This is a genomic window from Streptomyces sp. NPDC003248, assembly GCF_055563235.1.
This window is the reverse complement of record NZ_JBVHDT010000004.1, coordinates 346294-373031: the sequence shown is the minus strand read 5'-3', so window position 1 is coordinate 373031 and position 26738 is coordinate 346294. Positions and strand designations below refer to the sequence as shown.

Genomic DNA, 26738 nt, shown 5'->3' with positions numbered 1-26738 from the left:
GAAAAGTCCCTGCATATCGCGGTCGCGTAACGGACGACTCGGCGCCTGTGAAGCACCCTTGACAGCCCTATTGGTCTGAGCCAAGCTCCCCGTACTGGTCTACACCATTGGTCCAGGTCCTGGCCCCACGGACGGTACGCGTTGACGCTCGACCGCGGCGGGGAGGCAGGGGGGTTTGTGGCATCCCTGAGGAGGATGGCGTGAAGCGCAAGCTGACAGCCGCGATCGGTATCGCGGGCATGATGGTCTCCATCGCGGCGTGCGGGGACAGCGACAACGGGGGCTCGGACAAGGGCGCCGAGGCCAAGGAGCTGACGGTCTGGCTCACCGTCGACGCCCAGAACAACTGGCCCGAGCTGGTGAAGGCCGCCGACGCGGCGGTGCAGAAGAAGCACCCCGGCCTCAAGATCGACCACGAGTACTACGGCTGGCCGGACAAGAACGCCAAGCTCGACGCGGTCCTCGCCACCGACAAGGCCCCCGACGTCGTCGAGATGGGCAACACCGAGATGCTCGGCTACATGGTCAAGGGCGCCTTCGCCCCCCTCGACGCCTCGCAGTTCGACAACTCCTCCGCCTGGCTGGACGGCCTCAAGGCCTCGGTGACCTACGAGGACAAGACCTACGGCGTCCCCTACTACGCGGGCGGCCGCGTCGGCAACTGGCGCAAGGACCTCTTCGCCGCCGCGGGCGTGAAGACCGCCCCGACCACCTACGCCGAGCTGACCGCCGCCCTGGACAAGGTCCAGAAGAAGGAGGGCGACACCTTCAGCGCCTGGTACCAGCCCACCCGCGACTGGTACGCGGCCATGTCCTTCGTCTACGACGCCGGCGGCTCCATCGCGACCGAGTCGGGCGGCGAGTGGAAGGCCAACCTCTCCTCGCCGGAGTCCCTCAAGGGCCTCAACGAGTTCAAGAAGATCGTCGACACCTACATGCACGGCGACAAGACCAAGGACGAGTCCGACCGCTACATCGTCTACGGCCAGGGCAAGTCCGGCATGATCTTCGCCCCCGCCTGGGAGGGCGCCACCGCCGCGGCCCCGGAGAACGACAAGACGGGCAAGCTCAAGGACAACGTCGAGAACTTCGTGCTGCCCGGCCCGTCCGGCAAGAACCTCCCGGTCTTCCTGGGCGGCTCCGACCTGGCCGTGCCGGTGAAGTCGGACGCGCAGGACCTCGCCGCCGAGTGGATCAACGCCTTCACCGGCCCCTCCGGTCAGAAGGGCCTGATGGCCAAGGGCAACCTGCCCAACAACAAGACCGACCTCGCGACCTTGAAGAACGACCCGGCGACGGCCGTCCCGGCCACCGCCGCCGAGTCCAACTGGTTCGTCCCGATGGCCCCCGGCTGGGGCCAGGTCGAGAAGGCCCAGGTGCTCCAGACCATGCTCCAGAACATCGGCACCGGCAAGAAGACGGTCGAGGAGGCCGCGAAGGAGGCGGACGCCGCGATCGACAAGGTCATCAACACCAAGTGACCTGAGCGCAGGGCCCCGGCCCCGACCCCCGGGGCCGGGGCCCTGCTTCCCGGACGACCGAGGGACCGCTGAGGAGCGCGCGGATGAGTGCCGCAGACACGACCACCCCTGCCAAGGTGCCGCCGACGCGGCCGTCACCCCCACCACGGGCCGACGCGGGAAAGCCACCGGGACGGCGGGGCGCGGCCGGCGCCGGCACCCCCTGGCTGCTGCTCGCGCCCTGTCTGCTGGTCCTGGCGCTGGTGATGGGCTATCCGCTGGTCCGCCTGGTCACCCTGTCCTTCCAGAAGTTCGGCCAGTCCCAGCTCTGGGGCTTCCAGCCCGCCGAGTCCGTCGGCTTCGACAACTTCTCGGGCGTGCTGGGCGACGGCGAGTTCTGGCAGGTCGTCCTGCGCACGATCGTCTTCGCCGCCGGCTGCGTGATCCTCACGATGGTCCTCGGCATGCTGATCGCGCTGCTCCTCCAGCGGGTCTCCGGCTGGGTGAAGACCCTGGTCAACATCGCCCTGGTGGCCAGTTGGGGAATGCCGGTCATCGTCGCCACCACCGTCTTCAAATGGCTGTTCGACTCCGACTACGGCATCCTCAACGCGGTCCTGAGCAGGCTCCCCGGGGTCGAGCTGATCGGCCACAACTGGTTCGCGAGCGGACCGCAGGGCCTCGCCGTCATCATGCTGCTGGTGATCTGGGGCGCGGTGCCCTTCGTGGTGATCACCCTCAGCGCCGGCCTCACCCAAGTCCCGGCCGAGCTGGAGGAGGCCGCCCGCCTCGACGGCGCCGGCGCCTGGGGCGTCTTCCGGTACGTCACCCTGCCCATCCTCAAGCCGGTCGTCGTGATGCTCACGACCCTGTCGGTCATCTGGGACATGGGCGTCTTCCCGCAGGTCTTCGTGATGCGGGGCGGCCACCCGGAGCCCGAGTTCCAGCTGCTGACGACGTACTCCTACGACCGTGCCTTCGTCGTCAACGACTACGGGCAGGGCTCGGCGATCGCCCTGATCACCGTGCTGCTCCTGCTCGGGGTGGTCGCCGTCTACATGCGCCAGATGCTGAAGATCGGAGAGGTCGAATGAGTACGGTGTCCGCTCCGAGGCGGTCGAAGGCCGGCTGGAACCTCCTCGGTCTCCTGGTCTTCGCCGTCGCCGGCTTCCCCGTCTACTGGATGCTCACCACGGCGTTCAAACCGGCGAAGGACGCCATCGACCCGGAGCCGAGCCTGCTGCCGACCGGCGTGACCTTCTCCAACTTCGGCCGCGCGCTGGACATCGCCGACTTCTGGGGCCCGGTCGGGCGCAGCCTGGCCGTCTCCCTGACGGTCGTCGCGATCGGCGTCGCCGTCGGCATGCTGGCCGCCCTCGCCATCTCCCGGTTCGCCTTCCGGGGCCGCAGGATCGTGATCGTGGGCATCCTGGCCGTGCAGATGGTCCCGCTGGTCGCCATGATCATCCCGGTCTTCCTGCTCCTGAACGACCTGAACCAGTACGACAAGCTGTCCGGCCTGATCATCACCTATCTGACCTTCATCCTCCCGTTCACGGTGTGGACCCTGCGCGGCTTCATCGTCAACATCCCCAAGGAGCTGGAGGAGGCCGCGATGGTCGACGGCTGCACCCGCACCGGCGCCTTCGTCCGCGTCGTCTTCCCGCTCCTGGCCCCCGGCATGGTCGCCACCTCGGTCTACGCCTTCATCCAGGCCTGGAACGAGTACCTCTACGCCCTGATGCTGCTCAGCCAGAAGAACCAGACCGCGACCGTCTGGCTCGGCAACTTCACCACCAAGCACGGCACCGAGTACGCCCCGATGATGGCCGGCGCCACCATGATGGCCGTTCCGATCGTCGCCCTGTTCCTCCTCGTCCAGCGCAAGATGGCCGCGGGTCTCACCGCGGGCGCGGTGAAGGGATGACGCCCCGATGACGACCATCGCCAGCGGCACCGACACGCTCACCCGGGACGCCCTGACCGTCCTCCAGCCCGGCTTCCCCGGCACCACCGCCCCCGACTGGCTGCTGCGCCGCCTCGGCGAGGGCCTGGCCTCGGTCGGCCTGTTCGGCCGCAACATCGACTCCCCGGACCAACTCGCCGCCCTCACCGCACAGTTGCGCGCCGAACGGGACGACGTCCTGGTCGCGATCGACGAGGAGGGCGGAGACGTCACCCGCCTGGAGGTGCGCACCGGCTCCTCCTTCCCCGGCAACCACGCGCTGGGCGCGGTGGACGACGTGGACCTGACCCGCCGGGTCGCCCACGAGCTCGGCCGCCGGCTCGCGGAGTGCGGGGTGAACCTCAACTGGGCCCCGTCGGCGGACGTGAACTCCGACCCGGCGAACCCGGTGATCGGGGTCCGTTCCTTCGGCGCGGACCCCGGCCTGGTCGCCCGGCACACCGCCGCCTATGTCACCGGCCTCCAGTCCGCCGGCGTGGCGGCCTGCACCAAGCACTTCCCCGGCCACGGCGACACGGCCGTCGACTCCCACCACGCGCTGCCGCGCGTCGACGTGCCCGCGGCCGTCCTCCCGGACCGCGAGCTGATCCCGTTCCGGGCGGCCATCGGCGCCGGCACCCGGGCGGTCATGAGCGCCCACATCCTGGTCCCGGCCCTGGACCCGGTCCGCCCCGCGACGCTGTCCCGCCGCATCCTCACCGGCCTCCTCCGCGAGGAACTCGGCTACGACGGTCTGATCGTCACCGACGGCATGGAGATGCGGGCCGTCGCCGGCACCTACGGCATCGAGCGCGGCAGCGTCCTCGCGATCGCCGCGGGCGCCGACGCCATCTGCGTGGGCGGCGGCCTCGCCGACGACGAGACGGTACGCCGTCTGCGCGACGCCCTGACCACCGCGGTGCGCACCGGCGAACTCCCCGAGGAGCGCCTGGCCGACGCGGCACGGCGGGTACGGGCCCTGGCCCGCTGGACGGCCTCGGCACCCACCGCGGACGCCGAGGCGGACCGGGACATCGGCCTGACCGCCGCCCGCCGCGCCCTGCGCGTCACCCGCGCCGACGGCTTCACCCCGCTCACCGGGGCCCCTTACGTCGCCGCCCTCACCCCGGTCGCCAACATCGCCGTCGGCGACGAGACGCCGTGGGGCGTGGCCGCCGAGCTCGCCCGTCTGCTGCCCGGCACCGGGACGGGCAGCTTCGCCGGCGAGCACGCGGGGCGCGCGGCGCTGGCCGCGGCGGGGGAGCGGCGCATCGTGGCCGTGGTCCGCGACGAACACCGCCACCCGTGGATGGCGGCGGCCCTGGACACGCTGCTCGCCGCCCGCCCCGACACGCTCGTCGTCGAGATGGGCGTCCCCCAGGCCGCTCCCCGCGGCGCCCTCCACCTCGCCACCCACGGCGCGGCCCGCGTCTGCGGCCGGGCGGCGGCGGAGGTCATCGCGGGCGCCCGGTGACCCACCGGTCCGCCGCACGCCGAAGGCGCCGGCCCCCTCCCGGGGCCGGCGCCTTCGGTCGCGCGCCGGGCAGGTGCCGGGCGCGCGGGCAGATGCCAGGTGTGCGGGCAGCTGCTAGATCCCCTGCCACTCCGGCTTGTTCGCGTACGTGTGCCGGAAGTACTCGGCGAGCTTGAGCTTGGCCGCGGCGGCCTCGTCGACGACGACCGTGGCGTGCGGGTGCAGCTGGAGCGCGGAGGCCGGGCAGACCGCGGCCACCGGCCCTTCGACGGTCGCCGCGACCGCGTCCGCCTTGCCCTCGCCCGTCGCGAGCAGCACCAGGTGCCGCGCCTCCAGGATGGTGCCGATGCCCTGCGTGATGACGTGGTGCGGGACCTGCTCGATGTCACCGTCGAAGAACCGGGCGTTGTCGACTCGGGTCTGCTCGGTCAGCGTTTTGATCCGCGTCCGCGAGGCCAGCGAGGAGCACGGTTCGTTGAAGCCGATGTGCCCGTCGGTGCCGATGCCGAGCAGTTGCAGATCGACCCCGCCGGCCTCGGCCAGCGTCCGGTCGTACGCCGCGCACGCCGCCGGGACGTCCTCGGCCGTGCCGTCGGGGCCGAGGAACGCGTCCATGCCGATGCCGAGCGGCTCCAGCACCTCCCGCCGCAGCACGGAGCGGTAGGACTCCGGATGGTCGGCGGGCAGTCCCACGTACTCGTCGAGCTGGGCGATCCGCGCCCGTGAGGTGTCCACGGCACCGGAGCGCACCCTGGCCGCGAGCGCCCGGTAGACCGGCAGCGGGGTGGAGCCGGTGGCCACGCCGAGCAGGGCGTCGGGCTTGCGCCGCAGGAGGTGGGCCATGGCCTCGGCGATGAGCTCGCCGCCCGACCTGGCATCCGGAACGATGACAACTTCCACGCTGGGCCTGCCGTTCTGGAAAGAGAGCTGAAGGGCTGGAAGGAGGAGCCGGAGGGGCTCGACACGGGCGACCGTGCGGCTATGTGGTTTAGACCAATTTTAGCAGAGAGGGGTCCCGCGGGCACGGCGCACGACGGCGGCCGGCCGGGGTGCGCGGCACCGTCCGGCGCACGCGGGCGGAGGCGCGACGGCGCGAGCGTGAGGAACTCGACGCGTTCGCGGAAATTGCCCCGCCCAACCGCCCCGCAGAGCAAGCCGCACAGGCTAGGCTGCGCTGTGGATACTAGGGCGTCCGACTAGTCCCCCGATTCGGGCCGCGGGCACGCTGACCGATTCCGGCGCATCACCTCCGGCGCATGGACACGGACAAGTGGTCCAGTCCACAATCGAGTGGACGTCGTGCGAAGGAGCACCACCGCACTTCCGCCTTCCCCGCACAGGAGGGCGGACCGAGGATCCGGAGCTCTCTGCCCTGACTGCCCCGGTTCCTCACCTTTCGGCCGACCGGGACCGCACACCCCACGGCCGGGATTGCTCCGGGCTGCGGTGCCGGGAGGGCTGAGGGTCCCTCTCAGGCGCCGCGGCCCGCGGGTGTTTTTCGGCCGGGTCCGGCGCACGGGTACGCTCGCAGACGTGCCCTCCATGAACGAACTCGTACGCCAGCACACCGCACTCGGCGACTCCGACCTCGAGTGGCTCCACCTGCTGGTCTCGGAGTGGCAGCTGCTCTCCGACCTCTCCTTCGCCGACCTGGTCCTGTGGGTGCCCACCCGCGACGGCACCCGCTACGTCTCCGTCGCCCAGATGCGCCCCAACACCGGCCCCACCTCCTACCAGGACGACATGGTCGGTCACCTCGTGCCCCGCGGCCGCCGCCCGCTGCTGGACGCCGCCCTCGACGAGGGCCGGATCGTGCGCGAGGGCGACCCTGAGTGGCGCGAGGAGGTCCCCGTCCGGGTCGAGTCCATCCCCGTCCGGCGGGAGGGCCGTGTCCTCGGCGTCATCGCCCGCAACACCAACCTGCTCACCGTGCGCACCCCGAGCCGCCTGGAGCTGACCTACCTCCAGAGCGCTTCCGACCTCGCGCAGATGATCGCGGCCGGTTCCTTCCCGTTCCCCGACCAGCAGATGGACATGGACGCGGCCCCCCGGGTCGGTGACGGCCTGATCCGCCTCGACGCGGACGGCATCGTCCAGTACGCCTCCCCGAACGCGCTGTCCGCCTACCACCGCATGGGCCTCGCCTCCGACCTGGTCGGGCAGCACCTCGGCCAGATCACCGCCGAACTCGCCCCCACCCGCGGCCCGGTGGACGAGGCGCTCGCCAAGGTCGCCAGCGGCTGGGCGCCCCGCGAGTTCGAGATCGAGGCCCACGACGGGGTCATCCAGTTCCGCGCGATCCCGCTCAAGCCCAAGGGCGCCCGCATCGGCTCCCTGGTCCTCCTCCGGGACGTCACGGAACTGCGACGCCGCGAGCGGGAGTTGATCACCAAGGACGCCACCATCCGGGAGATCCACCACCGGGTGAAGAACAACCTCCAGACGGTGGCGGCCCTGCTGCGCCTCCAGGCCCGGCGCATCGAGTCCGAGCGCGGCCGGGAGGCCCTGGAGGAGGCCGTGCGCCGGGTCGGCTCGATCGCCATCGTCCATGAGACGCTGTCCCAGAACCTGGACGAGCGGGTGGAGTTCGACGAGATCGCCGACCGCGTCCTCGCCATGGTGGCGGAGATCTCCCCGGGCAAGGTCACCGGCCGCCGCAGCGGACGCTTCGGCATCCTGGACGCGGAGGTCGCCACCCCGCTCTCCATGGTCCTCACCGAGATCCTCCAGAACGCGCTGGAGCACGGGTTCCGCGAGGGCGACACCGGCACCGTCGAGGTCTCCGCCGTCCGGGGCGGCTCCACCAAGGAGGCCCGGCTGCTGGTCACCGTCCAGGACGACGGCGTCGGCCTGCCCGCCGGCTTCGACCCGCACACCTCCGGCAACCTCGGCCTTCAGATCGTACGGACGCTGGTCGAAGGGGAGTTGGGCGGCACCTTCGACATGGTCCCGGCGCCGGAGCGAGGTACGCAGGTGATCCTTGACATCCCGGTGCGGGCCCAGAAGTAGCGCCGGAGAAGCAGGGCCGGAGAAGCAGGGCCGCAGAAGCAGGGCCGGGGCTCGAAGGCGGGACCGGGTACCGAAGGCGGGACCGGGCCCCGAAACAGGGGGGGCCGGAAAGCGGGGCCGCCCCCAGGTACACAGCACGAAGCCCCGGACCGTTCCAGGTCCGGGGCTCGAATGCTCGTTGCCAGCGATTGCTGCGCATCGGGGGTACTGCGCGCTGCGGCTCGGGGGCGGGAGTTGCGTACTCGCTGTACGCGCCGCCAAGCTCAGGCTGTGTGCGGGGCGGGTGTTGTCAGGCGGAGGCCTGACGGGCCCGGTTGCGGGCGGCGCGGCGCTTCATCGCGCGGCGCTCGTCCTCGCTGAGACCACCCCAGACGCCGGAGTCCTGGCCGGACTCGAGCGCCCACTGCAGACACTGCTCGATAACGGGGCAGCGACGGCAGACGGCCTTGGCTTCCTCGATCTGCAGCAGCGCAGGACCGGTGTTGCCGATGGGGAAGAAGAGCTCGGGGTCTTCCTCGCGGCAAACGGCGTTGTGACGCCAGTCCATGGCTGCTACCTCTCCTTGGTAATACGTGCAAGTTGCTTGTGAATGTGAACGCTTTCACGAATCCCTCAACAAGTGAAGGGCCACCAGCCAGGTTTCCTGGCGTGGTCCTGTGGATTGAAGAGGGGTTCTGGTGATCAGTGGAGGCTGGTGTTGCGGGCCGTCCCGATCGCCACGTAGAGACTCGCAAACCTCAGCGGCGGATACAACCCCTTCCGGAAAGTTTTTTTTGATTCCTCGGTGTCGACTAGGTCACAGCCGTACTTCCATGGGGTGGATCCTGGCCTAAACGTTCGAGTGAAAGGACTTCAGCCCTTTCTGCTCACACAATCACACGCAGTGCACGGCGTACGCCTGTGAACGTCACGCTGGTACGCAGCCCAAGGTGGTCACCGTCCATCTGGAGAGGGAGCGGCACCTTCGAATGCAAGGTGAACTGGTCCAGATCGTGCAGTGAGACGGCGTGCTTGCCGTAGGGGCCCCGCTGGGGGGACGAAGTGAGCAACTGCGTCCCATACCGGACAACCGCGGCGGTGGACAGGCGGCTGAGACCGAATACGTCGAGCCCGGTATCGAACGAAGCCTTAGGTGACGCGTACACCGGGCGATTGCCCAGATAGGTCCACGGAGCCGTGTTGCAGACGATGGACAGCACCAAATCGGTCACCGGCTCGGCGCCCGGACGCTCCAGGGTGATCGAGCCGTGCCGGCGCTGCGGTTCGCCCAGGAGCTGGCGCACGGCCTGGCGGACGTAGAGAGCGTGTGTGGATTTCCTGCCGCGTTCGCGGTGCTGCTCGACCCGGCCCACCACACCCGCGTCGAAGCCGAGCCCGGCGTTGAAGGTGAACCAGCGGGCCGGCACCGCCTCGTCCTCCGTGCCGGGCGTGCCCGAGGTCAGCCCCAGCCCGACCGTGCGCTCCCGGCCCTCGCGCAGCGCGTCCAGCAGGGCGCCGGTCGCCTCCACGGGATCGTTGGGCAGACCGAGGGCGCGGGCGAAGACATTGGTGGAGCCGCCGGGGACCACGGCGAGACCGGGCAGGCGCTCGGGGTCGGGCCCGTCGTGCAGCAGGCCGTTGACCACCTCGTTGATCGTGCCGTCGCCGCCCAGGGCGACGACCATGTCTATGTCCTCGCTCTGCGCGGCCTGCCGGCCCAGATCGCGCGCGTGCCCGCGGTACTCGGTGGTGACCGCCTCGAGCTTCATCTCGCTCGCGAGCGCGTGGATGAGGACGTCACGCGTCCGTGCACTCGTAGTGGTTGCTGCCGGGTTGACCACGAGAAGTGCACGCATGGAGGGCAGCGTACCTACTGGGTGGTACCCGGGCCCAGGCCGTTCGGAGATCGGGTGGGGGAGCCCGCCGTGAGCCTCGACACGGACGGGTCCCGGCCCCGCACGGGTACCCGCGGGCGTGCCCGCACGTGCGGGCTACCCTTCAGGGGTGAGCCGTGAGCAGACCCCCGCCGCCCCCGAAACCGCAGGCCCCCGCCCGCGCCGTCTGACGTACGCCGCCGGGCTCACCGCCCTGGAGGGGCTGGCGCTGCTGGTCGGCGGTGTGTGGGTGCTCGTCCTCGGGATCACCGGGGATCCGGACGACCGGCAGCAGGCCGTCACCGGCGGGGTGACGCTGATGGTGCTCGCGCTGCTGCCGCTGCTCGCCGCCCGCGGACTGCTGGGCCGTCGCGGCTGGAGCCGGGGTCCGGCCGTCATCACACAGATCATCGCGCTGCCCGTCGCCTACAACCTGCTCCAGGCCGACAGCATGGCGATCCCGGCCGGGATCGCGCTGGCGGTCGTGGCGGTCGCGGCACTGGTGCTGCTCGTCAACGGCGAGACGACCCGGGCCCTCGGGATCCGGGGGCCCGGCAGCGCGCGGATCCCGGAGCACGCGGAGAACCCGGAGAACGCGCGGGACAAGGGCGACGGCTCGAAGCCGGAGAACGCCCGGAAGCGGAAGTAGGGCCCGGGCCTACTCCTCCACGAGCAGCTTCTCCCGCAGCTGCGCCAGCGTCCGCGCCAGCAGGCGTGAGACGTGCATCTGGGAGATGCCGACCTCCTGCGCGATCTGCGACTGGGTCATGTTGCCGAAGAAACGCAGCAGCAGGATCCGCTTCTCCCGGGGCGGCAGGTCCTCCAGCAGCGGCTTGAGCGACTCGCGGTACTCGACGCCCTCCAGCGCCTCGTCCTCCGCGCCCAGCGTGTCCGCCACGGCCGGGGACTCGTCGTCGGTGTCGGGGACGTCGAGGGACAGCGTGGAGTACGCGTTGGCGGACTCCAGGCCCTCCAGGACCTCCTCCTCCGAGATCGCCAGTTTCTCGGCGAGCTCGTGGACGGTGGGGGAGCGGCCGTGCAGCTGGGACAGCTCGGCCGTCGCCGTGGTCAGCGAGAGCCGCAGCTCCTGGAGTCTGCGCGGCACCCGCACCGCCCAGCCCTTGTCGCGGAAGTGCCGCTTGATCTCGCCGACGACCGTCGGGGTCGCGTACGTGGAGAACTCCACTCCGCGGTCCGGGTCGAAGCGGTCGACCGACTTGATCAGCCCGATGGTGGCGACCTGCGTGAGGTCGTCCAGCGGCTCACCGCGGTTGCGGAAGCGGCGCGCGAGGTGCTCGACGAGCGGCAGGTGCATGCGGACCAGCTGGTTGCGCAGCTCCGCGTACTCCGGGCTGCCCTCCCTCAGGGAGCGCAGCTCGAGGAACATCGCCCGCGCCCCGCTGCGGTCCTGCGGGGCACGGTCCTGAGGCACGCGAACCTGGGGTGCGCGGTCCTGGGTCGCGTGCCGTGTCCCCGGCACGCCCTGGTCGTCGTCTCGCTCGTGCTCGCTCATCGTCCCGCCCGTCGCCCTCTGTCGAGCCCTCGCCTCCGCCCGGCCGGGGGTCGCCCCGATCCGCCTCTCCCGAGGTGAGCCCTGAACGGCACTGTCCGGGGAGCCGGCCGGCGTGGAGGACACGTCGTCCTCCGGGTGCGGCCGGGCCTGCTCGGGAATGCCGTCGACACCGTCCGTCATGCGTCGGGAACCGCCCGGCGAGACCGGATCCCCGGCGCTCCCGGCCGGCAGCCCCCGTGTGCCGCGCTCTTCGTCCCGCACCGGACCGTCCCCGTTCCTCACGCCGGCCCGGGTCCCGCGCCGCGCTGTTTGTAGAGGCTGATCGAAACGGTTTTGTCCTCGTCCACGGCGGAGGAGACCTTGCCGGCCAGGGCGGACAGCACGGTCCAGGCGAAGGTGTCGCGCGAGGGCGCGTGGCCGTCGGTGGTCGGCGCCGAGACGGTGACCTCCAGCGAGTCGTCGACCAGGCGGAAGACGCAACTGAGCACCGAGCCGGGCACGGCCTGCTGGAGCAGGATCGCGCATGCCTCGTCCACCGCGATGCGCAGGTCCTCGATCTCGTCCAGGGTGAAGTCCAAACGGGCCGCGAGGCCGGCCGTGGCCGTCCGCAGCACCGACAGGTAGGCACCCGCAGCCGGCAGCCGGACTTCCACGAAGTCCTGGGTCGCGGGCTCGCCTGCGATCTGGGACACCCTCACCTCCAAGGTGGTACAAGTCTTCGGGGGCCGAGGGTCGCCCCCCGGGGTAACGCGTGTGTGGTGCAGCGGTGACGCTACCGCGCCCTCAAGTGTCCTGTCCCGGGACCCCAACCCCCTGGCGTCACTCACAGTAAAGCTGTGAACACGCTCCGTGTCTAGGGGGTCTGCGGACCCAAAAGGGAAGACGGTGCGCCGGGTTGACGTACCCAGGCGTCTGATGCCCGAACCGTACCCGCCGGACGGCCGGACCGTCCCGGGCGCCCCTCAGACGAGGACGTGGTCGACGAAACACCAGCGCCAGTCCTCGCCGGGTTCGAAGGTCCGCATGACCGGATGGCCGGAGTCCTTGTGGTGCCCCGTGGCGTGGCGGCCCGGCGAGGAGTCGCAGCAGCCCACGTGGCCGCACGTCAGACACAGCCGCAACTGCACCGGGTGGGTGCCGTCCCGCAGGCACTCCGTACAGGTCTCGCTGAGCGGAACCGGATCGGGGTGCGGCAGCGCGTCGGCGTGCGTGCACTGTTTCATGATTGCCAGATTACGACGGGCGTGCGGACGCCCGCGCGGAAAAACGAGGGTGGGCGGGACATGGACGTGATGCCACTGCTGTTGCTGGTGGCGGGCAGTACGGCGATCGCCGCGGCGGCCCGGCGCACCCCGGTGCCGGCCCCGCTGCTGCTGGTCGGCGCCGGCCTGGCCGTGTCGTACGTGCCGGGAGTGCCCGACTACGCCCTCGACCCCGAGATCGTCCTCCCCCTCCTGCTGCCGCCGCTGCTCCACACCTCGGCGACCGACAGCTCCTACCTCGACCTGCGCGCGCAGGCCCGGCCCGTGGCGCTGCTGTCGGTCGGGTACGTCCTCTTCGCGACGGTCGTCGTCGGCTGGGCCGCCCACCTGCTCGTGCCCGGGCTGCCGCTGACCGCGGCGCTGGTGCTGGGCGCGGTGGTGGCGCCGCCGGACGCGGTCGCGGCCACGGCGGTGGCGCGCCGGCTGGGCCTGCCGTCCAGGATCACCACCATCCTCCAGGGCGAGTCCCTGCTGAACGACGCCACCGCGATCACCGCCTACAAGGTGGCCCTCGCCGTCGTCGTCGGCGAGGGCGTGTCCTGGGCCGGCGGCATCGAGGAGTTCCTGGTGGCGGCGGTCGGCGGCACCGCCGTCGGCCTGATCCTGATGGCCCCGCTGCACTGGCTGCGCACCCACCTGAAGGAACCGCTCCTGCAGAACACCCTGTCCCTCCTCATCCCGTTCGTCGCCTACGCGGCCGCCGAGCAGTTCCACGCCTCCGGGGTCATCGCCGTGGTCGTCGTCGCCCTCTACCTCGGGCACCGCGCGTGGGAGGTCGACTTCGCCACCCGACTCCAGGAGGAGGCCGTGTGGAAGATGGTCGCCTTCATCCTGGAGTCGGCCGTCTTCGCCCTGATCGGCCTGCAACTGCCGGTGGTCCTCAGGGGCCTTCGCGCCTACGAGGGCATGGACGCCGCCTGGTACGCGGTCGCCCTCTTCCTGGTGGTCGTCGCGTGCCGCTTCCTGTGGGTGTATCCGGCGACCTTCCTGCCGCGGCTGCTGTCGGCGCGCATCCGCGCGCGTGAGGAGAACCCGACCTGGCGCGGCCCGGTCGTCATCGCCTGGGCCGGCATGCGGGGCGTGGTGTCGCTCGCCATCGCCTTCTCCATCCCGCTCACCGTCGACCACGGCGAGGAGCCCTTCCCGTACCGCGACCTCATCCTCTTCCTGACCTTCACCACGGTCATCGGCACCCTGGTCGTGCAGGGCCTGACCCTGCCCCCGCTGATCAGGCTGCTGAAGTTCCCCGCCCGCGACCCGCAGGCCGCGACGCTCGCCGAGGCCAACGCCCAGGCGCAGGCCTCCCGGATCGCCGAGGAACGCCTGGACGCCCTCCTCGCCGACGAGCGCAACGCCCTGCCGCAGCCCCTCGCCGACCGCCTGCGCACCGTCCTGGAACGCCGCCGCAACGCCGTCTGGGAACGCCTCGGCCAGGTCAACGCGGTCACCGGCGAGACCGTCGACGACACCTACCGCCGCCTGGCCCGCGAGATGATCAGCGCCGAACGCGAGGTCTTCGTCCGTCTCCGCGACGGCCGCTACATCGACGACGAGATGCTCCGCGCGCTGCTGCGCCGACTGGACCTGGAGGAGGCGGCCGCCCACCGCGAGGCGGAGTAGGCGCGCCTGCCGCTCCGGTCAGCCGTCGAACGGCGCCCCCGTCACCACGGCCACGAGCCGGGTGCCCCGCGCGAAGGCGCCCTCCCCGGCGAGGACCACAAGTCCGTAGAGCAACTTGGCGACATAGAGACGTTCGACCGGCAGGCCGTGACGGCTGCCGAAGTCCTCGGCGAAGGCGTCGAGGGCGGGGCCGGTGCGGGCGTAGCCGCCGAAGTGGAAGCGGTCGTCCAGGCGCCAGTCGCCCCGGGGACCGCCGAAGGCCGCCGTCTGGAGCGCCCGCACCTCGTCGCCGAGGAAGCCGCCCCGGAGGACCGGCACGCCCAGGGCGCGGGTGCCGGGGGCGAGGCCGGCGGCCAGGCCCGCGAGGGTGCCGCCGGTGCCGCACGCGACGGCGACGACGTCGGCGTGGCCCGTGAGTTCCTCGCCCAGCGCCCGGCAGCCGCGGACCGCCGCCGCGTTGCTGCCGCCCTCGGGGACGACGTACGCGTCCTCGGCGCCGGCCGCGCGCAGGACGGCGGCGAGGGTGTCGGGCTCGGTCTTGCGGCGGTAGGCCGAGCGGTCGACGAAGTGCAGCCGCATGCCGTCGGCCGCGCAGCGGGCGAGGGAGGGGTTCAGCGGCCGGTCCGCGAGCTCGTCGCCGCGTACGACGCCGACGGTGGGCAGGCCCAGCAGCCGGCCGGCGGCGGCCGTGGCCCGCAGGTGGTTGGAGTAGGCGCCGCCGAAGGTGACGACCGTCCGGCCCGCCGCCGCCTCCAGGTTGGGCGCGAGCTTGCGCCACTTGTTGCCGACCAGCTCCGGGTGGATCAGATCGTCCCGCTTGAGCAGCAGCCGCACGCCGTGCCGGGCGAAACGGTCGTCGGACACCTCGTGCAGGGGGGAGGGCAGCCGGGGGCGCAGGGCGGCGGCGGGGTCGGTCACCCGCCCATTGTCGAACACCGTTCGGTGCGCGAAAAACGCGCTGTGCCCATTCCGCCGTTGATCCATTCCCGCTCTTTCGTGTAATAGCACGAGCACTCTGAGCGGTGGAAGGGTTGGCCCCGAGACAAATGCATCGGCGCATTTCGGCGCCCGTGCATGATCGGGAGGGCATTTCTCTATGTCGGTAGGCGAAGAGGTCCGCACCACGCAGGTCAAGCCGCAGCAGAGTCTCGGCACCGCGGCCGCGCGGAACCTGGCCACCACGACCAAGTCCGTGCCGCAGATGCAGGAGATCAGCTCCCGCTGGCTGCTGCGGACGCTGCCTTGGGTGGACGTGCAGGGCGGCACGTACCGGGTGAACCGGCGGCTGACGTACGCGGTCGGGGACGGCCGCATCACGTTCGTCAAGACCGGCGACCGTGTCGAGGTCATCCCCGCCGAGCTGGGCGAACTGCCCGTACTGCGCTCGTACGGCGACGAGGAGGTGCTCTCGGAGCTGGCCTCCCGCTGCCGCCAGCGGGAGTACGCCGCGGGCGAGGTCATCGCCTCCTTCGGCAGCCAGACCGACGAGGTCTACCTGCTGGCGCACGGCAGGGTCGAGAAGATCGGCACCGGCCCCTACGGCGACGACCAGATCCTCGGGGTCCTGGCCGACGGCGCCTATTTCGGCGACCAGGCGCTGCTCGACGCTGACTCCATCTGGGAGTACACCGCGCGCGCCCACACCGCCAGCACGGTGCTGATCCTGTCCCGCGAGGACTTCGAGCAGGTCGCGGAACGCGCGGACTCCCTGCGCGAGCACCTCCACCAGCAGCGCACGATCCCCCAGCAGCGCACCAACAAGTACGGCGAGAAGGCCGTCGACCTCGCCGCCGGCCACGCCGGCGAGCCGGACATCCCGCACACGTTCGTCGACTACGACGCCCGGCCCCGCGAGTACGAACTGAGCATCGCCCAGACCGTGCTGCGCATCCACACGCGCGTCGCCGACCTGTACAACCAGCCGATGAACCAGACCGAGCAGCAGTTGCGGCTCACGGTCGAGGCCCTGAAGGAGCGCCAGGAGCACGAACTGGTCAACAACCGGGACTTCGGACTCCTCCACAACTGCGAGTACGACCAGCGGATCCAGCCGCACGACGGGGTCCCCAGCCCGGACGACATGGACGAGCTGCTCAGCAGGCGCCGCGGCACCAAGCTCTTCCTCGCCCACCCGCGCGCGATCGCCGCGTTCGGCCGCGAGCTGAACCGGCGCGGCCTCGTCCCGGAGACGATCGACGTCGGCGGCAACCGGATCCCCACCTGGCGCGGGGTACCCATCTACCCGTGCAACAAGATCCCGGTCACCGAGGCCCGGACCAGCTCGATCATCGCCATGCGTCTCGGCGAGCAGGACCAGGGAGTGATCGGCCTGCGCCAGTCCGGCATCCCCGACGAGATCGAGCCGAGCCTGTCCGTGCGGTTCATGGGAATCAACGAACAGGCCATCATCAAGTACCTGGTCACGGCCTACTACTCGGCCGCCGTGCTGGTACCGGACGCGCTGGGCGTCCTGGAGAACGTCGAGATCGGCCGCTGGCAGTGACCCCTCCCGTCCGGACGCCGCGTCCCCGCCCCCCGGGGCGGGTACGTCCTGGGCGTACGCGCCGGGCGGCAGCGCATCCGCCACCGTTCGCGGACCCTGCGAGGGGGACTCGATGACCGACTTCGTGACGGAGACCAGGCCGTGCTCCGAGGAGACGGGTGGAAGGCGGGAGCCCATCGCAAGCCGTGGCGACAGCGGGTCCGCAGCGTTCGACGGGCAGGAGGCGACGGCGATCCTGGAGGAGGCCCGGGCCTCGGTCGACCCCGCCCTGCGCGCCGCCCTCGACGCCCTGCCCCGCGCACTGCGCCGGATCGCGCGCTACCACTTCGGCTGGGAGCACGCCGACGGCACACCGGCCGCCGGCAACGCCGGCAAGGCGATCCGCCCGGCGCTCGTGCTCACCGCGGCCGACGCCCTCGGCGGCCCGGCGGCCCGCGCGGCGGCCGTACCGGCCGCCGCGGCGGTGGAACTGGTCCACAACTTCACCCTGCTCCACGACGACGTCATGGACCGGGACACCACACGGCGTCACCGCCCCACCGCCTGGACCGTGTTCGGCGACGCCGACGCGATCCTCGCCGGGGACGCGCTCCAGGCACTGGCCCTCGGACGGCTGGCCGGGGACCCCCACCCGGCGTCCGCGGCAGCCGTCGCCCGCCTCGCCGCCTGCGTGGTGGAGCTGTGCGCCGGGCAGCAGGCGGACACGGCCATGGAGAAGCGGGCCCCCACCGAGGTCACCCTCGACGAGGTGCTCACCATGGCCGAGGCCAAGACCGGCGCGCTGCTCGGCTGTGCCTGCGCCCTCGGTGCCCTGTACGCCGGGGCGCCCGAGGCGGACGTCGAGGCGCTGGACGCGTTCGGCCGCCAGGCCGGGCTCGCCTTCCAGTTCATCGACGACGTGATCGGCCTGTGGGGCGATCCACGGCACACCGGCAAGCCGGCGGGCGCGGACCTCGCGGCCCGCAAGAAGTCCCTGCCGGTGGTCGCCGCGCTCGCCTCCGGCACCCCGGCCGCCGCGGAACTGGCCGAGCTGTACACGGCCCCCTACGACCAGGGCGACCTGGAACGGACCACGCGCGCCGTCGAGCGGGCCGGCGGGCGCGCCTGGGCGCTGGAGCAGGCGGCCGACCGGATGGCCCGGGCGATGTCGGAACTGGCCCGGGCGGTCCCGGAGCCCGAGTCGGCGGGCGGGCTGCTGTCCCTGGCGGAGTTCGTGACGCGGCGCACCACATGACGGCGCCGCCCCGGTGACCCCGGGGCGCCGGTCGGTGCGGCTCCTGACCCCGCACGGCGCCGGGGCCCGGCCCGCGGGCCCCGCCCACCCCACGGTGCCGCGGGACCCGCCTCGGCGCGTCCGGGGCCGCTCCCGCCCCGCCCGGTCGCCGGACCGGCCGTTCCCGTCTCGCCCCCCTGTGTGCCGGCCCGGCCGGCCGGAGTCCTCACCCGTGTCCACGCACGACAGCGGTGACCGGCCTACCCTGGTGGCATGGACAGGGAACATCAGGTCTGTCCCGCCTGCGGGCAGCCCGTGGACACCGTCGTCCGGCGCCACAAGACACTGGGCGCCTGGGTCCCGCGCTGGGTCGCGGGCCCCTGCCACAACCCCGACTGCGAGGCCTACGCCGAGGCGGGTACGGAACTGCACGGCCACCAGGAGCGGCACGGCCACGCCGGGCACGCCGGCGGTTTCGGTCCCGGCGGACCCGGCCACGGGGACACCGGCCGGCCCGGCGGCCCCGGACACGAGCCCGTCGCAGGCCGGGATCCGGGTGCCTCGGCAGACCGCACCGACCGCACCGACCCGGACGAGGACGTCGGGATCCCTCCCGCCCCGATCTCCTGACGCATGGGCGAGGGCCATCGTGGTTTCCTGGCCGGACAACGGGGAGGGGTGGGCATGACAGAGGCAGGTGAGCGACGCCGTCGCCCATGGCGCTGGGCCGTGGTCGTCTGGGCGGTGACGGCGGCCGTCGGAGGAGGTCTGACCCTCTGGCTCCAGGACACCGCCGCACCGACGGGACCGAGTGGCTGGCAGCGGGCCGACGTCCCCACACCGCTGCTGGTGAGCGAGACGACCGACGGCCCGTGCCGGCCGTACGGGTCGGACCCGCCGGACACGGCGGTCCTGTGCGCCCACGCGGAGAGGCGCTAGGCCCCGGCCGCCGCCCGCGGCAGCCCGCCCGTCTCCGGGTCACGCCCGGTCAGGCGGTACAGGCCGCCCGTCGGGTCGCGCATCACCGTCCAGTGGGAGTGGGAGGCGACGAGGGCGGCACCGAGCCGTTCGTGCCGGGCGCGGACCGCGTCGATGTCCGGGCCGCAGGCCAGGTCGAGGTGGGCGGAGAGCGGGCGTTCGTCGTCCAGCCGTTGGAGGAGGAGACGGACCGGCAGTCCGGCGGGCGGCGTGACGGAGTGGAACTCCGGCCGGGAACCCGGCCGGGACGTCCAGTCCGGCAACAGAGCCGTCCAGAAGGCGACTTCGTCGGCGAACGCGGACGGCGGGACGTCCAGGCACACCTGGTCCAGACGGCTGCCGGACACCACGGGCGGCCGTACGGACTCCCCGTGCCAGGGCACCGCGCAGAACAACTGACCGGCGGGGGAGCGCAGGACGGTCCAGCCGTCGTGCGGAGCGACCGTCTCGGCACCGAGCGGCAGCGCGGCACCGACGAAGCCGGGCACGTCCTCGACACAGAGGTCCAGATGCGCTCCACCCCCGCCCCCGGAGACCCGCTGCGCCTTCACGCACCCGTTCCCGCCCTCCGGATGCAGCGTGACGAACTCCCCCCGCTCGCCCCGCGCTTCGGACAGGCGCGTGGCCGTGACGGCCGTCCAGAACACGCAGGCCCGCTCGAAGTGCTCGGCGGGCCGGTCGACGAAGGCGTACGCCCAAGGGACGGGGATGCTCATGAGGGCGATGGTAGGCGCCGGCCACCGCGACCCGGCCGGCCTCACCTCCGTGATGCCGAAGGGGCCCGGTCGTGCGACCGGGCCCCTTGGTGTTGTCCCTCCGCCCGCGGTGGTGCACCGACCGCCGGCCGCGGGACGGCCTGAGGGTGTCAGGCCTTCTTGGTCTCCCAGAAGATCTTGTCGATCTCGGCGATGAGCTCCAGGGCCTTCTCGCCGGTCTTCGGGTCCGTCGAGGCCTTGGCGGCCGACAGGGCCTTCAGGGTGTCGTTCACCAGCTGGTGCAGCTGCGGGTACTTCTCGAAGTGCGGGGGCTTGAAGTAGTCGCTCCACAGCACGGAGACGTGGTGCTTCGCCAGCTCGGCGCGCTGCTCCTTGATGACAGTGGCGCGAGCCTGGAAGTGCGGGTCGTCGTTGGCGGCCATCTTCTCCTGCACGGCCTTCACCGACTCCGCCTCGATGCGGGCCTGGGCCGGGTCGTACACGCCGCAGGGCAGGTCGCAGTGGGCGCTGACCGTGACCTTGGGGGCAAACAGGCGGGAAAGCATGGAGCATTCCTTCCTCGTGATCGTCTTCTCAGGTGGGACATTACTCCCTGCGAGACGGGTTTTCGCGAGTGCCCCCATGGGCTTAGGACAAAAGTCCGGGGTCAGACTGAGACTGGTGGACGAACGGACCAGGGGAGGTGTCGGTGATGCCGGAGCCGTCGCAGGAGACCGGGCGGGGGAGGGCGGCCGCGCCCTTCGGGCTGGCCGAGGTGACCGGCCCGTCGATGGTGCCCACGCTGCACCACGGGGACCAGCTGGTGGTGCGGTACGGCGCGCGGGTCAGGCCCGGGGACGTCGTCGTGCTGCGGCACCCCTTCCAGCAGGACCTGCTGGTCGTCAAGCGGGCCGCCGAGCGCCGCGACGGCGGCTGGTGGGTGCTCGGGGACAACGCGTACGCCGGAGGCGACAGCACCGACTACGGGACCGTGCCCGACGAGCTGATCCTCGGCACGGTGCGGTTCCGCTACCGGCCGCTGAAGCCGGATCAGCGCTCGCCGCTCGCGGTGCTGCGCTGGGCGCTGTCGGCGGCCAGGCCGGTGCTGGCCGACCGGTCGGCCTCCAGGCGTTTGCGGGCGCGGTAGGCCGCCACGTTGGCGCGGGTGGCGCAGCGGTCGGAGCAGTAGCGCCGGGAGCGGTTCGTGGAGGTGTCGAGGTAGGCGTTGCGGCAGGGCGCGGCCTCGCACAGGCCGAGGCGGTCCACGCCGTACTCCGTCAGGTGGAACGCCAGGCCCATCGCGGCGATGGCCGCGTATCCGGCGGTCGCGTTCGACGGGTGGTCGGCGAGGTGCATGTGCCACAGCGGGCGCCCGTCGTCGTCGCGGACGTCGTGCCCGGAGATCTGCGGGCTCACCGGGAACTCCAGCAGCAGGGAGTTCAGCAGGTCCACGGCGAGGGTCTCGTCGCCGCCGTCGGCCGCCTCGAAGACCGCGCGCAGCCGGGTCCGTACCGAGCGGAAGCGGGTGACGTCCGCGTCGGTGGCGCGGCGGGCCGCCGACTGGTTCACGCCGAAGAGGTCACGGACGGCCTCCACCGAGGTCAGCGTGTCGTTGCCCCGGGCCGGCTCCTCACTGTTGACGAGGCGCACGGCGTAATCCGAGTAATAGGCCAGTTCCACTTGTAGTCCTTACGGAGGCGCTCTATGGTCGGGAGGCGGACGGAGTAACGGCCGTTCGTGGATCCAGGGTATTACGTGACCGAGGGGACGGAGGGGTTCGATGACGGACGGGCAGGCCATCACGACCGGTACCGACTGGGCGGCCTGGCAGGAGAGCTGGGACCGGCAGCAGGAGTGGTACATGCCCGACCGGGAGGACCGCTTCCGGATCATGCTCGACATGGTCGAGGCGCTCGTCGGCACCGCGCCGCGCGTCCTGGACCTCGCCTGCGGCACCGGCACCGTCACCGCCCGGCTGCTCGCCCGCTTCCCCGGCGCCACCAGCACCGGCGTGGACCTCGACCCGGCCCTGCTCGCCATCGCCGAGGGCACCTTCGCGGGCGACGACCGGGTCACCCTGGTGACCGCCGACCTCAAGGACCCGCACTGGCGGGCGGCACTGCCGTACGACTCCTACGACGCCGTCCTCACCGCCACGGCCCTGCACTGGCTGCACCGCGAACCCCTCGCGGCCCTCTACGGCCAGATCGCGGAACTCGTCCGCGACGGCGGTGTCTTCATGAACGCGGACCACATGATCGACGAGACGACGCCCCGGATCAACGCGGCCGAGCGCGCCCGGCGCCACGCCCGTATGGACCGGGCCAGGGAGGCCGGCGCCGTCGACTGGGCCGAGTGGTGGCAGCTCGCCGCCGCCGACCCCGTCCTCGCCGGGCCCACCGCCCGCCGTTTCGAGATCTACGGCGAGCACGCCGACGGCGAGATGCCCTCGCCGGCCTGGCACGCGCGCGTGCTGCGGGAGAAGGGGTTCGCCGAGGCCCGCCCGGTGTGGGCCTCGCCGGCGGACACGCTGCTCCTCGCCCTCAAGTAGGACGCGCGGCGACCGGGACGGGCAGGGGGGCGGGCACGCGGAAGGGGCGGCACGGGAGACCCGTACCGCCCCTGCGCGCCGGACCGCGATCGGTCACAGCACCTTGGACAGGAAGGCCTGCGTCCGCTCGTGCTGCGGGTTCGTCAGGACCTCGCGCGGGTTGCCGGACTCGACCACCACACCGCCGTCCATGAAGACCAGGCTGTCGCCGACCTCGCGGGCGAAGCCCATCTCGTGGGTGACGACGACCATCGTCATACCGGACTCGGCCAGGTCGCGCATGACGTCGAGGACGTCGCCGACCAGCTCCGGGTCGAGGGCCGAGGTCGGCTCGTCGAACAGCATCAGCTTCGGGTCCATGGCCAGGGCCCGGGCGATGGCCACCCGCTGCTGCTGGCCGCCGGACAGCTGCGAGGGGTAGTTCTGCGACCGGTCGGCCAGGCCGACCCGGTCCAGCAGTTGCAGGGCGCGCTCCCTGGCCTCGGCCCGGCTCACGCCCTTGACCTGGACCGGGGCCTCCATGACGTTCTCCACCGCGGTCATGTGCGGGAACAGGTTGAACCGCTGGAACACCATGCCGATGTCCCGGCGCTGGAGCGCGACCTCGCTGTCCTTGAGCTCGTACAGCTTGTCGCCCTTCTGGCGGTAGCCGACCAGATGGCCGTCCACCCAGAGCCGGCCTGCGTTGATCTTCTCCAGGTGGTTGATGCACCTCAGGAAGGTGCTCTTGCCGGAGCCCGAGGGGCCGATGAGGCAGAACACCTCGCCGGACCGCACCTCCAGGTCGATGCCCTTGAGCACCTCGACCGCGCCGAAGGACTTGTGGACGCCCTCGGCCTTCACCATGGCGGTCATGCCGCACCAGCCCTTCCGCTCGTCAGCGACGTCAGGTTCGCCTTGACCTTCTGCCACGGGGTCGGCGGCAGGCTGCGGGACGAACCACGCGCGTAGCGGCGCTCCAGGTAGTACTGGAAGACGCTGAACACGCTGGTCATGACCAGGTACCAGAGGGAGGCCACGAAGAGCATCTCCATCACCGCGTACGAGGTGGAGCCGATCGTCGAGGTGGCCCGCAGCAGCTCGTTGTACGTCACCGCGTACACCAGCGACGAGGTCTTCAGCATGTTGATGAACTCGTTGCCCGTCGGTGGCACGATCACCCGCATCGCCTGCGGGATGACGATCCTGCGCAGCGTCTTGCCGTGGCTCATGCCGAGCGCGTGCGCGGCCTCCGTCTGGCCCTCGTCGACGGCCATCAGACCGGCGCGGCAGATCTCCGCCATGTACGCGGCCTCGTTCAGGCCGAGGCCCAGCAGGGCGCACATGAACGGCGTCATGACGTCCGTCATCTCGTCCTTGTAGATCGGACCGAGATTCAGGAGGGGGAAGATCAGCGCCAGGTTGAACCACAGCAGCAGCTGGACGTAGACCGGCGTACCGCGGAAGAACCAGATGTAGACCCAGGCCACCCAGCTCGTCACCGGGTTCCTGGACAGCCGCATCACGGCCAGCACGATGCCCAGGACCACACCCACGACCATCGCCAGGACGCTGATCAGCAGGGTGCGGCCGGCGCCCGCGAGGACCGTGGAGTCGAACAGCTTGTCGCCGACCGCCGCCCACTGGATCTTCTCGGCCGTGGCGAAGGCGTTGACCAGCAGGGCCACCAGCGCCAGGACCACGACGGCGCTCACATAGCGGCCGTAGTGGCGGACCGGGATGGCCTTGATCGCCTCGGGCGGAACGGTTCCGCTCTCCTTGGTGACGCCGGCCGTCGGCTGCGCGCCCGCCGGTGTCTTGTCGAACTTGTCAGTCACGGTGACTGCCCTTCAGTGCTGCCCGGACGGTCACTTGCCGCCGTTGATCGCGGCCTTGTCGATGGCGCCGCTCTCGGCGCCCCACTTCTCCAGGACCTCCTGGTACGTGCCGTCCTCGATGATCGCGTTGACGGCCGCCTCCAGCGCGGCGGTGAGCTGCTTGTTGTCCTTGTTCACGGCGATGCCGAACGGGCCGGCGTCGACCTGCTCGCCGACGACCTCGAAGGCCTTGCCGCCGTCGGCCTTGCGGGCCAGGTCGACCGCGACCGGGTAGTCGTTGACGCCGGCGACGGCGCCGCCCGACTTGACCCGGGTCTGGGCCTCGGTGTCGTTCTCGAACGACTCGATCGTGATCTTCTTCTTGCCGCCGTCGGTACAGGCCTTCGACTGCTTCTGCAGGGCCTCCTCGTACGTCGTGCCGCGCTGCACGGCGGCCGTCTGGCCGCAGAGGTCCTCGATCGAGCCGATGTTCTTCGGATTGCCCTTCTGGACGTACACGGCGGTGCCGGCCGAGAAGTAGTCGACGAAGTCGACACCCGGGCCGAGCTTCTTGCCGCTGTCGTCCAGACCCTCCTGGCGCGCCTTGTTGTCCGTGATGGACGACATCGCGACGTCGTAGCGGCCGGAGTTCAGGGAGGTGATCAGGCCGTCGAAGGAACCGGAGGTGAACTTGAACTCCACGCCCAGCTTCTCGCCCAGCGCGGCGGCGATGTCGGGGTCGACACCGACGATCTTGCCGCTCTCCTGGTACTCCATGGGGGCGTACTCGGCGTTGGTGCCGACCTGGATGACGCCCGCCTTCTGGATCTTGGCAGGCAGCTTCGAGAAGAGCGGCGCGGCGTTCCCGCCGGCCGACGTCTCGGAGGAGCTCCCGCCATCGGTCTGGTCACCGCAGCCGGTGAGCAGCAGGGCGCCCGCGACCGCGAGGGAACCGACCGCGGCTAGCCGGGTGTGCGCGGCGGTGGAACGGCGGATGGAGCGTGCGGTCATGGTCAGTGCCTCCGGCGGATGGGTGGAGATGCCGATGGGTCGACGAGAACACACACCTTTGGGTGTCGCGACCTCGTGCGATTACGGCATCTTGCCATTCGGACGGCGCCGTTCAGGGGGCCGTCCATGTCAAAATCGGATAACGGGCGGCCCTCGAACCGCACCGGTCCGGTGCCACACGACCGGGTCGGGCCGCACCTTCTGCGGGAATCCATCCGTCCGGCCGCAATATCTCCGGTATATCTCGCCATCCGGTCGGCCGTGGTGCGGTGTGTGAGTCTTTTCGCGTCCGTGTCAAGGGTTCGGCCGGGAAATCCCCCTCCCCGCGACCATGAGTCATGTCACTGGCATATGACAGTGCGAGAGGGCTGTGGGAGTCCTGCAAGAACCAGCATGTGACCTTGCACGGATTGGACTCGTCGTCGGTGCTGTCCGTCCGGTAAGAAGGTTCTTTACACCCCTCATCCGGGGCTCAGGGCGCGTGTGCGGCGCGCCCGACGCGCAGGCGCCCGTACGTGTCACCACCGCTGGGCCCTGCGCGGTGCCCGCCCACTCCTCAACCAGGAGTGGCCACCCTCAACCATGAACACCTAAGGGGTAAGACACAGTGGCAGCGGAGATCGTCAATCCTCGCAGCGAGAGTGAGACCGACCATACGGGCCAGGAGGGCGGTGCGGAGCCCCTCGACTCGTTCGACCCGGCGTTCGCGTTGCACCGCGGCGGAAAGATGGCCGTGCAGGCCACCGTCCCGGTCCGTGACAAGGACGACCTGTCCCTCGCCTACACCCCCGGCGTCGCCCGCGTGTGCACCGCGATCGCGGAACAGCCGGAGCTGGTGAACGACTACACCTGGAAGTCGTCCGTCGTCGCCGTCGTCACCGACGGCACGGCGGTCCTCGGGCTCGGTGACATCGGGCCCGAGGCGTCCCTCCCGGTGATGGAGGGCAAAGCGATCCTGTTCAAGCAGTTCGGCGGAGTCGACGCGGTCCCGATCGCGCTGGCCTGCACGGACGTGGACGAGATCATCGAGACCGTGGTGCGCCTCGCGCCCTCGTTCGGCGGAGTGAACCTGGAGGACATCTCGGCGCCGCGGTGCTTCGAGATCGAGCGCCGGCTCCAGGAGCGGCTCGACATCCCGGTCTTCCACGACGACCAGCACGGCACGGCGGTCGTGACGCTGGCGGCGCTGCGCAACGCGGCGCGGCTGAGCGGGCGGACCATCGCGGACCTGCGGGCCGTCATCTCGGGCGCCGGCGCGGCCGGTGTCGCCATCGCGAAGATGCTGGTCGAGGCCGGTATCGGGGACGTCGCGGTCACCGACCGCAAGGGCATCGTCTCCGCTGACCGGGAGGACCTGACCGACGTCAAGCGCGAGCTGGCCGGGTTCACCAACAAGGCCGGGCTGACCGGGTCGCTGGAGACCGCGCTGGCCGGCGCGGACGTCTTCATCGGCGTCTCCGGCGGTACGGTCCCGGAGGAGGCGGTGGCCTCGATGGCGAAGGGCGCGTTCGTCTTCGCCATGGCCAACCCGAACCCCGAGGTGCACCCCGACGTCGCCCACAAGTACGCGGCGGTCGTCGCGACCGGGCGCTCGGACTTCCCGAACCAGATCAACAACGTGCTGGCGTTCCCGGGCATCTTCGCCGGCGCGTTGCAGGTGCGGGCGTCCCGGATCACCGAGGGCATGAAGATCGCGGCGGCGGAGGCGCTGGCGGGTGTCGTCGGTGACGACCTCGCCGCGGACTACGTCATTCCGTCGCCCTTCGACGAGCGGGTGGCGCCGGCGGTCACGGCCGCCGTCGCCGCGGCGGCTCGTGCCGAGGGTGTCGCGCGTCGCTGACGCGGGTCGGCGAAC

27 protein-coding genes are annotated in these 26738 nt (G+C 71.4%); 14 read left to right on the top strand and 13 right to left on the bottom strand.

Annotated features, from left to right (window positions below; all coding sequences use genetic code 11):
• Nucleotides 1-200: 200 nt before the first annotated feature.
• The 4 genes from ACZ3KJ_RS13325 (at nt 201) to ACZ3KJ_RS13310 (ending at nt 4879) form a co-directional block, all read left to right on the top strand.
• Entirely contained in the window at nt 201-1481 is a 1281-nt protein-coding gene (locus ACZ3KJ_RS13325) for an extracellular solute-binding protein (protein WP_467526642.1), read from the top strand.
• An 83-nt stretch (nt 1482-1564) separates the two neighbouring features.
• Nucleotides 1565-2554 carry a carbohydrate ABC transporter permease gene (locus ACZ3KJ_RS13320; protein ID WP_467526640.1) on the top strand — a complete coding sequence of 330 codons (990 nt, stop codon included), beginning with the start codon at nt 1565-1567 and terminating at the stop codon, nt 2552-2554.
• Nucleotides 2551-3387, top strand: coding sequence for a carbohydrate ABC transporter permease (locus ACZ3KJ_RS13315; protein ID WP_467526638.1), 837 nt, complete (start codon nt 2551-2553; stop codon nt 3385-3387). Before ACZ3KJ_RS13320 ends, ACZ3KJ_RS13315 begins: the two co-directional genes overlap by 4 nt.
• Nucleotides 3388-3394: 7 nt before the next feature.
• Nucleotides 3395-4879, top strand: coding sequence for a glycoside hydrolase family 3 protein (locus ACZ3KJ_RS13310; protein ID WP_467526636.1), 1485 nt, complete (start codon nt 3395-3397; stop codon nt 4877-4879).
• 114 nt (nt 4880-4993) lie between these two features.
• Here the strand turns inward: ACZ3KJ_RS13310 and nagB are convergent, their stop codons facing one another.
• On the bottom strand, nt 4994-5779 hold the full coding sequence (nagB, locus tag ACZ3KJ_RS13305) for a glucosamine-6-phosphate deaminase (protein ID WP_467526635.1): 786 nt from the start codon (nt 5777-5779) through the stop codon (nt 4994-4996).
• Nucleotides 5780-6412: 633 nt separating this feature from the next.
• Here nagB and ACZ3KJ_RS13300 point away from each other — a divergent pair.
• A complete protein-coding gene (locus ACZ3KJ_RS13300; protein ID WP_467526634.1) occupies nt 6413-7888 on the top strand; it encodes a sensor histidine kinase in 1476 nt (491 codons plus the stop codon).
• A 289-nt stretch (nt 7889-8177) separates the two neighbouring features.
• Here the strand turns inward: ACZ3KJ_RS13300 and ACZ3KJ_RS13295 are convergent, their stop codons facing one another.
• Nucleotides 8178-8435, bottom strand: a complete 258-nt coding sequence (locus ACZ3KJ_RS13295; protein ID WP_003992873.1) for a WhiB family transcriptional regulator — start codon at nt 8433-8435, stop codon at nt 8178-8180.
• A 319-nt stretch (nt 8436-8754) separates the two neighbouring features.
• Nucleotides 8755-9723, bottom strand: coding sequence for a diacylglycerol/lipid kinase family protein (locus tag ACZ3KJ_RS13290; protein WP_389514106.1), 969 nt, complete (start codon nt 9721-9723; stop codon nt 8755-8757).
• A 148-nt stretch (nt 9724-9871) separates the two neighbouring features.
• Here ACZ3KJ_RS13290 and ACZ3KJ_RS13285 point away from each other — a divergent pair, with 148 nt between their 5' ends.
• Entirely contained in the window at nt 9872-10390 is a 519-nt protein-coding gene (locus tag ACZ3KJ_RS13285) for a hypothetical protein (protein WP_467526632.1), read from the top strand.
• 9 nt (nt 10391-10399) lie between these two features.
• Here the strand turns inward: ACZ3KJ_RS13285 and ACZ3KJ_RS13280 are convergent, their stop codons facing one another.
• The 3 genes from ACZ3KJ_RS13280 to ACZ3KJ_RS13270 form a co-directional block, all read right to left on the bottom strand.
• Complete coding sequence (locus ACZ3KJ_RS13280) at nt 10400-11536, bottom strand: RNA polymerase sigma factor SigF (RefSeq protein WP_467526631.1); 1137 nt, start codon at nt 11534-11536, stop codon at nt 10400-10402.
• Complete coding sequence (locus ACZ3KJ_RS13275; protein ID WP_004925829.1) at nt 11533-11946, bottom strand: ATP-binding protein; 414 nt, start codon at nt 11944-11946, stop codon at nt 11533-11535. The genes ACZ3KJ_RS13280 and ACZ3KJ_RS13275 overlap by 4 nt, the downstream gene beginning before the upstream one ends.
• A 270-nt stretch (nt 11947-12216) precedes the next feature.
• Complete coding sequence (locus tag ACZ3KJ_RS13270) at nt 12217-12477, bottom strand: UBP-type zinc finger domain-containing protein (protein WP_389514110.1); 261 nt, start codon at nt 12475-12477, stop codon at nt 12217-12219.
• Between the two features lie 60 nt (nt 12478-12537).
• Here ACZ3KJ_RS13270 and ACZ3KJ_RS13265 point away from each other — a divergent pair, with 60 nt between their 5' ends.
• Nucleotides 12538-14136, top strand: coding sequence for a Na+/H+ antiporter (locus ACZ3KJ_RS13265; protein ID WP_467526628.1), 1599 nt, complete (start codon nt 12538-12540; stop codon nt 14134-14136).
• Between the two features lie 18 nt (nt 14137-14154).
• On the opposite strand, the gene ACZ3KJ_RS13260 is transcribed toward ACZ3KJ_RS13265, so the two are convergent.
• Nucleotides 14155-15054 (bottom strand): 1-aminocyclopropane-1-carboxylate deaminase/D-cysteine desulfhydrase, encoded by a 900-nt coding sequence (locus ACZ3KJ_RS13260; protein ID WP_467526626.1) that lies wholly within the window; start codon nt 15052-15054, stop codon nt 14155-14157.
• A gap of 178 nt (nt 15055-15232) precedes the next feature.
• Here ACZ3KJ_RS13260 and ACZ3KJ_RS13255 point away from each other — a divergent pair, with 178 nt between their 5' ends.
• From ACZ3KJ_RS13255 to ACZ3KJ_RS13240, 4 genes are all read left to right on the top strand, one after another.
• The gene (locus ACZ3KJ_RS13255) at nt 15233-16639 is read left to right on the top strand and encodes a family 2B encapsulin nanocompartment shell protein (protein WP_467526624.1); all 1407 of its coding nucleotides are present in this window, start codon (nt 15233-15235) and stop codon (nt 16637-16639) included.
• Between the two features lie 112 nt (nt 16640-16751).
• Nucleotides 16752-17873 (top strand): family 2 encapsulin nanocompartment cargo protein polyprenyl transferase, encoded by a 1122-nt coding sequence (locus tag ACZ3KJ_RS13250; protein ID WP_467526622.1) that lies wholly within the window; start codon nt 16752-16754, stop codon nt 17871-17873.
• A 252-nt stretch (nt 17874-18125) separates the two neighbouring features.
• The gene (locus tag ACZ3KJ_RS13245; RefSeq protein ID WP_467526620.1) at nt 18126-18482 is read left to right on the top strand and encodes a hypothetical protein; all 357 of its coding nucleotides are present in this window, start codon (nt 18126-18128) and stop codon (nt 18480-18482) included.
• A 54-nt stretch (nt 18483-18536) separates the two neighbouring features.
• Complete coding sequence (locus tag ACZ3KJ_RS13240; protein ID WP_467526618.1) at nt 18537-18791, top strand: hypothetical protein; 255 nt, start codon at nt 18537-18539, stop codon at nt 18789-18791.
• On the opposite strand, the gene ACZ3KJ_RS13235 is transcribed toward ACZ3KJ_RS13240, so the two are convergent.
• Together ACZ3KJ_RS13235 and sodN are read right to left on the bottom strand one after the other, a co-directional pair.
• Nucleotides 18788-19546 carry a VOC family protein gene (locus ACZ3KJ_RS13235; RefSeq protein ID WP_467526617.1) on the bottom strand — a complete coding sequence of 253 codons (759 nt, stop codon included), beginning with the start codon at nt 19544-19546 and terminating at the stop codon, nt 18788-18790. The two genes, ACZ3KJ_RS13240 and ACZ3KJ_RS13235, sit on opposite strands and share 4 nt — an antisense overlap.
• Nucleotides 19547-19695: 149 nt before the next feature.
• Complete coding sequence (sodN, locus tag ACZ3KJ_RS13230; protein WP_385061796.1) at nt 19696-20091, bottom strand: superoxide dismutase, Ni; 396 nt, start codon at nt 20089-20091, stop codon at nt 19696-19698.
• A gap of 146 nt (nt 20092-20237) precedes the next feature.
• Here sodN and sodX point away from each other — a divergent pair, with 146 nt between their 5' ends.
• A complete protein-coding gene (gene sodX, locus ACZ3KJ_RS13225) occupies nt 20238-20672 on the top strand; it encodes a nickel-type superoxide dismutase maturation protease (protein WP_467526615.1) in 435 nt (144 codons plus the stop codon).
• On the opposite strand, the gene ACZ3KJ_RS13220 is transcribed toward sodX, so the two are convergent.
• Nucleotides 20576-21205, bottom strand: coding sequence for a CGNR zinc finger domain-containing protein (locus ACZ3KJ_RS13220; protein WP_467526614.1), 630 nt, complete (start codon nt 21203-21205; stop codon nt 20576-20578). The two genes, sodX and ACZ3KJ_RS13220, sit on opposite strands and share 97 nt — an antisense overlap.
• 100 nt (nt 21206-21305) lie before the next feature.
• Here ACZ3KJ_RS13220 and ACZ3KJ_RS13215 point away from each other — a divergent pair, with 100 nt between their 5' ends.
• Nucleotides 21306-22076 carry a class I SAM-dependent methyltransferase gene (locus ACZ3KJ_RS13215; protein WP_467526612.1) on the top strand — a complete coding sequence of 257 codons (771 nt, stop codon included), beginning with the start codon at nt 21306-21308 and terminating at the stop codon, nt 22074-22076.
• Between the two features lie 93 nt (nt 22077-22169).
• Here ACZ3KJ_RS13215 and ACZ3KJ_RS13210 read toward each other — a convergent pair whose 3' ends face one another.
• Genes ACZ3KJ_RS13210 through ACZ3KJ_RS13200 form a run of 3 tightly spaced genes read right to left on the bottom strand, consistent with a single transcriptional unit; the run spans nt 22170 to nt 24883 of the window.
• A complete protein-coding gene (locus tag ACZ3KJ_RS13210) occupies nt 22170-22931 on the bottom strand; it encodes an amino acid ABC transporter ATP-binding protein (protein ID WP_389514128.1) in 762 nt (253 codons plus the stop codon).
• Nucleotides 22928-23893 (bottom strand): amino acid ABC transporter permease, encoded by a 966-nt coding sequence (locus ACZ3KJ_RS13205; protein WP_467526611.1) that lies wholly within the window; start codon nt 23891-23893, stop codon nt 22928-22930. Before ACZ3KJ_RS13205 ends, ACZ3KJ_RS13210 begins: the two co-directional genes overlap by 4 nt.
• Before the next feature lie 30 nt (nt 23894-23923).
• Nucleotides 23924-24883, bottom strand: a complete 960-nt coding sequence (locus tag ACZ3KJ_RS13200; protein WP_467526609.1) for an ABC transporter substrate-binding protein — start codon at nt 24881-24883, stop codon at nt 23924-23926.
• Nucleotides 24884-25490: 607 nt separating this feature from the next.
• Between ACZ3KJ_RS13200 and ACZ3KJ_RS13195 the strand changes: the two genes are divergently transcribed.
• Nucleotides 25491-26723 carry an NAD(P)-dependent malic enzyme gene (locus tag ACZ3KJ_RS13195; protein WP_467526607.1) on the top strand — a complete coding sequence of 411 codons (1233 nt, stop codon included), beginning with the start codon at nt 25491-25493 and terminating at the stop codon, nt 26721-26723.
• Nucleotides 26724-26738: the final 15 nt, after the last annotated feature.